This is a genomic window from Ruegeria sp. CL7 (genome assembly GCF_056536445.1).
The window spans coordinates 1-8,166 of sequence record NZ_JBQFPQ010000018.1; the positions used below are offsets into that span (position 1 = coordinate 1).

Here is an 8,166-nt window from a genome sequence, read left to right on the forward strand (position 1 = left end):
TCACAAAAACTGTCGCGGGATGGAGCAGCCCGGTAGCTCGTCAGGCTCATAACCTGAAGGTCGTAGGTTCAAATCCTACTCCCGCAACCAAAAAAATACCAGTCAGATATCAAACATTTAGCGCCCCAAGGGGCGCTTTTTGCGTTTAGGGCATCTCACCACGGTGCTACACCGGTGCTACGCTACACAGCAAAGATCAGCTATCAAAGCGTTCTCATTCTGACGCTTCCTGAAGCCGAATCTTACCCCATCATGAAAACTAACCCGCAGTTTCCGTCTGCACTGTCAGCACCGTCAGCCAAAACCGCGAATGTCGGCTCAGAGCCCAAAGCGAACATGGTTGTTTCGCGGAAGTTGTGTTTTAGGTTGTCCACTTAGTAGCGATAGTGGCACCTAATGCATAAATCGGGTTCAATCCAACTGGAGGCTGGCAATATCAAAGAAGGCATCTAAATTCCCGCTCTGAGGCCTCTTACATTACATTTATCCGTTGCTTGCAAATTCGTCTTCCGGCTCTTCATCCGGGGTTTGATCTGCTCCCTCCGCTTCTCCATCAACATCATCGTCCTCCTGGCCGTCGGCATAAAGGCTTCCGTCGTCCGAAGTGCCAAGCGTGGCTTTTACCGATTCTTCATCGGGATTGGAGGCGCGGACGGCGCCAAGGACGCGGTCTTGCTGTTCCTCCGCGATGATTGTGTCGTCAGAAAAGTCGCCTTTGTAGTGCCCCAACAGGCTGGCTTCCGCGTCATGCACCGCCTCCGCAGCCGCCAACTGATCGTCGGTCGGCTGCCCTATCTTATTTCCGTCCTCATCTGTTGTTACGTCGTGCGCATTTTTCACCGCTTGTGCGGTTTCCAAGTCTTCGGGCGCAATCGTACCGGGGGTGGCCGCCTCATCGGCAAGAACCTGTTCAGCTTCCTCCAGCGTCATCGGAGCCGTGTCCAAATAGTCATACGCCGCAGCAATTTCCTTCACTTCTTCAGGGCTCAAGTCGTAATCTTCACCCATGACATGATTGAAATTTGCGTCGGCTACGGCAAGGCCAGCGGCCAGGCTCACCGGCCCTGTACCTTTCGCATACTGTCCGTTCGCGATATGCGCGAGTTTTGCATTTACACTGGAGTTAATGGCACCATTTAGTTTGCCGAGGTTACGCGGGGCAAGCGTGCCATCATCAAGGAGTTTTGCTTTTCTGCTTGGTGGTCTCGGGGATTGCGCGACACTCGCTTTACTTGTTCGCGTTGTGGTGGTCCGTGCCTTGTTCCCTTTGAATAGACCTTTGACACCGTTTTGCTTCAGGTTACGACCCAAGGCCTGAAAGTCTTCCTTCACAGCCCGACCCAAACGACTGCCGCTCTTTGATTTATGACTTTTGCTGGCAGACTTCGTTCTTGTCCCGTTTAGCGTTTTGTCGGAACCCCATCCCTTTTTGGCACCTTTTTCACCGCTGTTGCCGCCCTTTCCGCCACCATTGCCACCTCCGTTATCCCCTTTTCCGCCGCCGTTGCCCCCACCTTTTCCGTTACCATTTTTTGCATATGCGTAATCGGTGGTGAAAACGGTCACGATTGGCGCGACTACAAATGCAGACAGCACGAGTGCGGAGACACTCACTTTAAGGAAGTTCAACACGTAAGAAATCCTTTTTACTTAGCGAAATACAGATTAGTGGCGACGCGCAAATTCCACACTTAAGAGTGTTGTCAAAACGAGGCCAGAATGTGGCAACTATCCGACATTTCGGAGTGGATATTTTTAATTTAACATTAACAGCTTAGCCACTACTCCCAAAAGAATCGCTGGGGAAGCATTAATACTGTTGACAATAGTAATTGGCTTGGAGCTTTTGTCTCCAAAAGCGGTCAAAAAAAACGCTAAAACTGAAATAATTTGAGCGTTAATCTTCGGTTAATGTGGGGTTTGAAAAAGATTAGTCAGTTTTTCACGAGTTGACTATGATTAAGCAAAGCAAAAGGGATCTACTCCCACCTTTAAGTGACACCAAGGTCGAAACTTTTAGCCCAAACAAAAATAGCGCCCTAAAATCTATGATAAGGAAGGCTATAATTGTTTTTCCCGTATTGCTGTATTTTCTTCTTTTGGCATTTTTTATAAATAGAGCGTCCGCCGCAAGTTATGTATCGATCCTGTAGTGGAAGAAGGCTTTTGCCCTGAGATGGGCGATGAGGGTCCGCGCTTTTAGGCCCGACAGCGAAAGATAACTCTGTTCGTCAGCTCCGCCTGCTGAGCAATCCTTCAATTGATTCCGGAGCTCTGCGCCGCAGCAAACGGCAGCTTCGTCCGCGTAGCAGACGAAAGTCGAACCAGACAAACGCAATAGGTGGAGCAACAAAAAGGCGCCCGACCCAAGGGATCGAGCGCGTTAGCCAAAAAATTGTTGTACGAACTTTCACCGACTGCTCAATTCTATCACCCGCATCCCGGCTTTGCCTTCCCGACTGAACGCGATGTTAACCCCCTGACGCCGCAACACGGGCTGAACCCGACGTAGCGCTGCCCCAAACCGCGCCTCGGACCGGGGAAAGCTCTGGCTGTCCTCTGTCAGCGCAGGAAAGCGATCCCGCAAGGTTTGCTTCAACTCGGTTGCAGTGCCGCCCCAACGCTGACGCCCATCCATCAGCGACAGGATTGCCAGCGCGACCGGGTTGGCGTCAACGGCGGCTTGGTCGCTGCGGGCGCGATTGGCCGCGTAGGAGTCCAGAAACGCGCCCTGAGTCCACCCAAGGGAGTCTTCGGCAGCAACGACCCATTTAGCAAAGTCCGCCATCCTAGGGGCTTCTGAGAGGCTTACAGAGTCAATTTGACCCAATGCGCGGGATACCGCGTCCAACAGCGCGCCCAGAATGTAGGGCTTGGCCTTGGCAAAGTCGCGGTTGAACGCGCCCAAGGTTTTGCGCCTGCCGGGTGGGATCACCGGCAGATGAACGCCAATGGCGCGATCCGCCAGATCAGGTCGTGCGGCCAGATCGGGAATACCGTTCAGCAGGCAAGGCCGGGTGGCGTTGAACAGCACTTCGTCGCTGTCGGTGTGCAGCTTGCGGGTGCCAAAGCCGCCACCCGTAGCAATCCGGCAGAAGGCGTCCGCCATCATCGGGCGGATGGTCGAGAGATTGTCAAAGCTCAGAACATGATTGTGCATCGCGGCAATCACCAAATCCTGCTCGGAATTGGGCGTGCTGCGGGTGCTGGGCTGGGCCGGGTCGATCAGGTCGCGCAGCGTTTGTGCAGTGGTGCTTTTGGCGCTGCCCTGTTCGCCTGACAGAGTCAGGATAGGGTAGGGGCCTTTGGGGTGGAAACACCCCAGAACCCATGCCACCAACATGCGGAAATCATCTTCGCTGTCCACGTTCAGAAAATCGCGCAACAAGTCGATGCCATTCTCATGCCGTTCCGGTACTGGAAGCGCCTGCATGGCTGGTGAGCGCCGAAACCGTGCGGGCGGGTGGCTGACCACCTGCCAGCCCTCGGAGGTGATCGCCACAGCCTGCCAGTCGGTGTCGCCAAGATCGAGATAGACCGTGCGCCCGATGGAGGCGATGCGGCTGGATACGGGGTAGGTCTCGCCTTCGAACCGGGCCACCCCTTCCAGCATCCGGCGCTTGTCATCTAGCGCGGCATTGGAGGGGGCTTTGCCCTCGGCCTTGTAATGGGCATAGGCCAGATAGTTGCGGAAGGTCGCGGAACCTACAGGCCAGTGCTCAAAGTGACCCTTGGCCCGTAACGTTACATAGGGCTCACCCTGTGGCGTGTTCCAAAGCTCAAGCCCATCCACCAGCGCCGCATTGTCATCGTTACGTATAGGTGCAGGTTCATCCCTATGTATAGGTAACGTATATGGGTCAGGGTTTTCCTTATGATACATAGGGGGATGCGGATCATTAGCGGCAGGCGGAACCATACTTGTAAGGTAGGCGGCAGTTGCATCCGGCAAATCACACGCAACGCTGTTTATCAGGGCGTCAATCTCGCCTAGCCCCCAACCTGCGGCAATGGCATCGGCCACGTCCCAGCCCCTATGTATTGGTTTAGGGATCAGATCTGATGAATCATGCGCTTGAATCAGTGCGTCACTGATCGGCAGGATCAGAGGTGTCGCCCTATGTAATGTAACGAGCTCTTCGGCCAACTTGGCGGCATAGCTCTGTCCCGGCTCATCATGGTCAGGCCAGATAATGACAGTACGGCCTGCCAACGGTGACAGGTCAGTTTTTGCCAGCGCCTTGCTGCCTCCAAAGCTGGTAGAGGCCAGATACCCCAAGCCTGTCAGAACATCGGCACACTTCTCCCCTTCAACCCAGATCACCGGCTGATCCGGGTTCGCCTGGGCGATCCGGTCCAGATGATAGACCGGGCGCAACTGGGGTGCTTTCCATGCGCCCTTGGTCACGTCGTAGGGCAGAAAGAACTTGCCCTTGCCGTTGCCCTCATAGCGATTGGCGACGAGCACAGGCGCACCCGTTCTGCTGCGATAAACATGCTGGGTATCAGCGACACCGGCTGTCGGGTGGCGAAGGTCGGGTAGCGCGCTCATGCCTGCACCCCCAGACGCTGGGCCAGCGCACGTGCGGCCTGACCTTGCTGCACCCCGTTCAGATAGGCAAAGAGGCTGATGGCATCCCCGCCTTTGTCATCCGTCGCGAAGTCTGCCCACAGTCCGCTGTCGAGATTGATCCGAAACGAACCCCGCGACCGATCTGCGCGGGTGGGGTTCAGCGCCACCCATTCGCGCCCAATGATCCGGCCATCTGGCAACCATTCGGCCAGTAGAGTTTGCAGATTGATCCGGGCCAGTTCAGCAATGGCCGCGAATTCGATAGGCTTCCAATTACCAGTCATTCGCAACCACCTCCTGAAGACGCGCGATCTCGAACGCTTCTACATCTCCCATGCGATAGCGGACCAAGCGGCCAACTTTGACATAGGCCAGCGGGTAGCGCTTGGTGCAGCGCCACGTAGCAAGGGTGGTTGTGGACACGCCGAGGCGTTCCGCGACTTGCTCGGGTTTGAGCAGGGTGTCTGCCTGTTTTGCGATCATGATAACCTCCATCAATTTTGATCGATGAAGAGAAACCTAGAGAGCGATTGGGCAGGTCGAAACGCGTGAAGCAGGAAAGAAAAACTACTTCCTACGTAAGAAAACATGCCGGTTAAATGCCACATAATGTGGCGAAAATATGACTACATCACCCGCATTACCGTGACCACACGCGCGCGCGTCAGGTCCGGATCAAGTTTTTGGCCGATCAAATGAATCGCATCTACTGCGGTTGCTTTGTTTTGCTTTGTGGCCGGATCGTACCGGCCCGCATTAAAGGGGCGCATGGCATTGCGCTCCCAATAGGGGCGGAAGGCGCGGGCTAACGCCGCAATCGGCTGGCTTTCGGTTTTCTTCGGCCTGCGAGACCAACGATCCAGATCGGCCTCATGATAGCTGCTTGGGGTGTCATGCTCGCCCAAAGCAACCGTTTCTGCGGTCGCCTTATGCAACAGTTCCAGAAACGCCGCGATATGGCCAACAGGATCGCCCGGGCCAAATGCGCCGTCGATCAGGTTTGCAATTCCGGCGGCGCTTGGGTCGGCTGATCGGGCTTGCGTTTCCAGCGCGTCGGCCAGTTTCCCGGAACAGTTTGGTGAAGCCTGCACACGGGCAAGGTCCACTAAAACCGGCTCAAGCTTGGCAGACAATGCGGACAGGCGGCGGTATTCTATTGCCCCCGGTTTGCGTCGGCGCATTTTGCGGCGCTCGCGGACGTAGGCTCGCGCCGCTGCCTCAACCCCTTTGCGCAGTTCGTCAACATTGGCCTTTGGGCCAACCAGCATCTCAAGTTCGAGCATGAACCGGGCATCATATAGGCGGTGAAGTTCCGATAAGAAACCGTGGCCCGCCATGAGGCGCTGCCAAGGCACGGTCGATGCTGGTTCACTGTCGGGTAGGGTGTTGTCAGCCTGTTCCATAATGCCGCTTGTTCAGGAAAACCAAGCAAAACGCCAGAGGCTGACAAGGCTGACAGTGTTGACGGTGAATTTGGAATGGCACATGCAATCCGGACTAGCGCTCCACTTAGCATCAGGATCAGCAACGCGAGATGTGCTTTGGGACCAATTCAGCTTCCTGAACGACCGATCCATGTCAGAAAACAGCGACTTGACGAAAGTATCAATATGATGTTCGGTGCTATCAATTTGAAATGGTGCGAGAAGTTAGATGTTTGGATTGTTTTCTGGTGCGGGAAATCGTGCAAATGATATTAAGCTGGCTGTTGCCATAGAGCTCAAAGTTTCTAATCAAAAATTCTTCTATTTCGTCCTTAAGATGGCGAAGTTGAAGGACAAGAAAATCGTGGAACTGTACGACAAAATGCGCGAAATGGCGGATTCTGATCGCCACACCGAAAAGCTGATGGCACTCAGTCTGGCAGAACACCTCATTCCGGAATGTGACCAAATAGCGAGAATCCCTGAGATGCAGCACGACATGGCGGTTCTCATGAGGTTCCAAGACCAATTGATCGACTATTACAATGCCCACTGTGAAGAGGGGAAGGAATTCCAGAAGAGCTAATTTAGGGAAGACTTAGGTGCTTAGCGCCTCCACTCGCGGTACTTTGAGTGACCGCTTTATGAGATTTTCTGCGAGGTTTTCGACATATCATCTACTTTGCAAGCATCCCAATTTCATAAAATACATGGCATCGTGAAGGGCAGCTATGGGCTCATTCCCACGCTAGGTTGCTCTTGAAAACATCAACTCGGTCGCCTTGTCCACACTCTCCCGGACCGGATCAAGGTTCAGTCGTGCATAGATTGCGGTAGATTGCTGCGACCGATGCCCAAGTGACTTCCCAATGATGTATCCATTGGCCCCGGTTGCCGCTTGATAGCTGCCCAAGGTACGGCGCAAGTCATGAATGCGCAGGTTGTCGATTCCAGCTTCTTCTAGAATCCGGTTCCACGCCTTCTTGGGGTCCGCAAGATGGCCGCTCTTGCCTGAGCCTTCGAACACATAGGGGCTGTCTGACTTCAATTTCCGTTCGATCAGCAGTTCAATTGCCTGCTGGGGAAGGTGAACAGTCAGTGGGTCGGCGTTCTTGGTTTCCTCAATCCGCCATGTCGCCGATTGAAAACTGATATCCTTCCACATCATCGCCAGCGTATTGGACTTCCGCGCACCTGTGAGAAGGGAAATCATGAAGAAGTCCCGTGCGACTTCGTTGGGTTCATTTGCCAGTGCCTCGAAGAACCGGGGCAACTCGTCAGGCTGCAAGAATCTGTCGCGGCTTTGTTCCCGAAACTTTTTGATGCCGACAGCGGGGTTCACGCCCTTCCATCCCCATTCAATCGCCTTGTTGAAGATGGAGCGAATACGTTCAAGCAAACGATTGGCTTGATACAAGCCGTTGTCCTTGCCGATCTTCGCATGAAGCCTTTCTACCTCGGCCCGATCAATGCTGGATATCTTTCTGCGGAACCAATGCGACAGATATTTGTTTACTTCCCGCTCGTCATACTTCCATGATTTCTTGTGAACTTTGGAGTACTTGTCCATGTATTCGGCAAAGAGCGCTCCAAAGGTCATTTCATCACGCACGGCCTTTTTCTCTTTTTGAGGGTTAGCCCCAGACGCAATGCCACCCTTGGCCTTTGCTGCTGCCTTGCGGGCTTGTTCCACAGTCATGTCTGGAAACTTGCCCAGAAGTAGCCGTTCTGGACGCCCTTCAATCCGTTTGTACAAGTAGAAGCTCTTTGATCCTGCCGCTGTCACTGCCAGTATCAACCCCGCTTCCCGTTCGTCATAGTAGTAGTCCCTCGAACCTTTCTTCGCGGCGGGTGCTTTCAAAAGGGCGGCTTTGGTGAAGTTCAAACGGTGACTGGCCACGGTGTATCCTTGAATTGTCTTGGTGCTACCAAAAAGTTGACGGTGCTACACTGGTGCTACATCAGGGAGCAAATTTGAACAATGTTGAGAATACATGAAGCAATCGGAAAAAGTGGCAACATACTGATAAGTAAATAAAGAAACAGCTTTAACAAATATCAGCAAACATATGCCCGTGAGGCTCATAACCTGAAGGTCGTAGGTTCAAATCCTACTCCCGCAACCACCTTGGTCGAACAGAGCCTCGAACAAGCCGCCTCAGGGCGGCT

The 8,166-nt window shown here is 53.8% G+C and carries 7 protein-coding genes and 1 tRNA gene; 2 read left to right on the plus strand and 6 right to left on the minus strand.

The window, feature by feature from the left end; translation table 11 throughout:
* Positions 1 to 13: 13 nt before the first annotated feature.
* Positions 14 to 90, plus strand: a tRNA-Met gene (locus ACR0LI_RS20655).
* 393 nt (positions 91 to 483) lie between these two features.
* Here the strand turns inward: ACR0LI_RS20655 and ACR0LI_RS20660 are convergent.
* The 5 genes from ACR0LI_RS20660 to ACR0LI_RS20680 form a co-directional block, all read right to left on the minus strand.
* On the minus strand, positions 484 to 1,632 hold the full coding sequence (locus tag ACR0LI_RS20660) for a hypothetical protein (RefSeq protein ID WP_480621581.1): 1,149 nt from the start codon (positions 1,630 to 1,632) through the stop codon (positions 484 to 486).
* 778 nt (positions 1,633 to 2,410) lie between these two features.
* Positions 2,411 to 4,552 carry a hypothetical protein gene (locus ACR0LI_RS20665; RefSeq protein ID WP_480719182.1) on the minus strand — a complete coding sequence of 714 codons (2,142 nt, stop codon included), beginning with the start codon at positions 4,550 to 4,552 and terminating at the stop codon, positions 2,411 to 2,413.
* Positions 4,549 to 4,857 carry a hypothetical protein gene (locus ACR0LI_RS20670; protein WP_425080321.1) on the minus strand — a complete coding sequence of 103 codons (309 nt, stop codon included), beginning with the start codon at positions 4,855 to 4,857 and terminating at the stop codon, positions 4,549 to 4,551. The genes ACR0LI_RS20665 and ACR0LI_RS20670 overlap by 4 nt, the downstream gene beginning before the upstream one ends.
* Entirely contained in the window at positions 4,847 to 5,056 is a 210-nt protein-coding gene (locus ACR0LI_RS20675; protein WP_257600069.1) for a helix-turn-helix transcriptional regulator, read from the minus strand. The genes ACR0LI_RS20670 and ACR0LI_RS20675 overlap by 11 nt, the downstream gene beginning before the upstream one ends.
* A 143-nt stretch (positions 5,057 to 5,199) precedes the next feature.
* On the minus strand, positions 5,200 to 5,856 hold the full coding sequence (locus ACR0LI_RS20680) for a hypothetical protein (protein WP_480621579.1): 657 nt from the start codon (positions 5,854 to 5,856) through the stop codon (positions 5,200 to 5,202).
* A 370-nt stretch (positions 5,857 to 6,226) separates the two neighbouring features.
* Between ACR0LI_RS20680 and ACR0LI_RS20685 the strand changes: the two genes are divergently transcribed.
* Complete coding sequence (locus tag ACR0LI_RS20685; RefSeq protein WP_171724788.1) at positions 6,227 to 6,583, plus strand: hypothetical protein; 357 nt, start codon at positions 6,227 to 6,229, stop codon at positions 6,581 to 6,583.
* Between the two features lie 162 nt (positions 6,584 to 6,745).
* Here the strand turns inward: ACR0LI_RS20685 and ACR0LI_RS20690 are convergent, their stop codons facing one another.
* Entirely contained in the window at positions 6,746 to 7,882 is a 1,137-nt protein-coding gene (locus tag ACR0LI_RS20690; RefSeq protein WP_216600226.1) for a tyrosine-type recombinase/integrase, read from the minus strand.
* Positions 7,883 to 8,166: the final 284 nt, after the last annotated feature.

What these genes read in the sequence shown, in the direction of transcription:
- ACR0LI_RS20665 (WP_480719182.1), bottom strand. Translation starts at nt 4,552, where the DNA reads ATGAGCGCGCTACCCGACCTTCGCCACCCGACAGCCGGTGTCGCTGAT.
- ACR0LI_RS20670 (WP_425080321.1), bottom strand. Translation starts at nt 4,857, where the DNA reads ATGACTGGTAATTGGAAGCCTATCGAATTCGCGGCCATTGCTGAACTG.
- ACR0LI_RS20675 (WP_257600069.1), bottom strand. Translation starts at nt 5,056, where the DNA reads ATGATCGCAAAACAGGCAGACACCCTGCTCAAACCCGAGCAAGTCGCG.
- ACR0LI_RS20680 (WP_480621579.1), bottom strand. Translation starts at nt 5,856, where the DNA reads ATGCTCGAACTTGAGATGCTGGTTGGCCCAAAGGCCAATGTTGACGAA.
- ACR0LI_RS20685 (WP_171724788.1), top strand. Translation starts at nt 6,227, where the DNA reads ATGTTTGGATTGTTTTCTGGTGCGGGAAATCGTGCAAATGATATTAAG.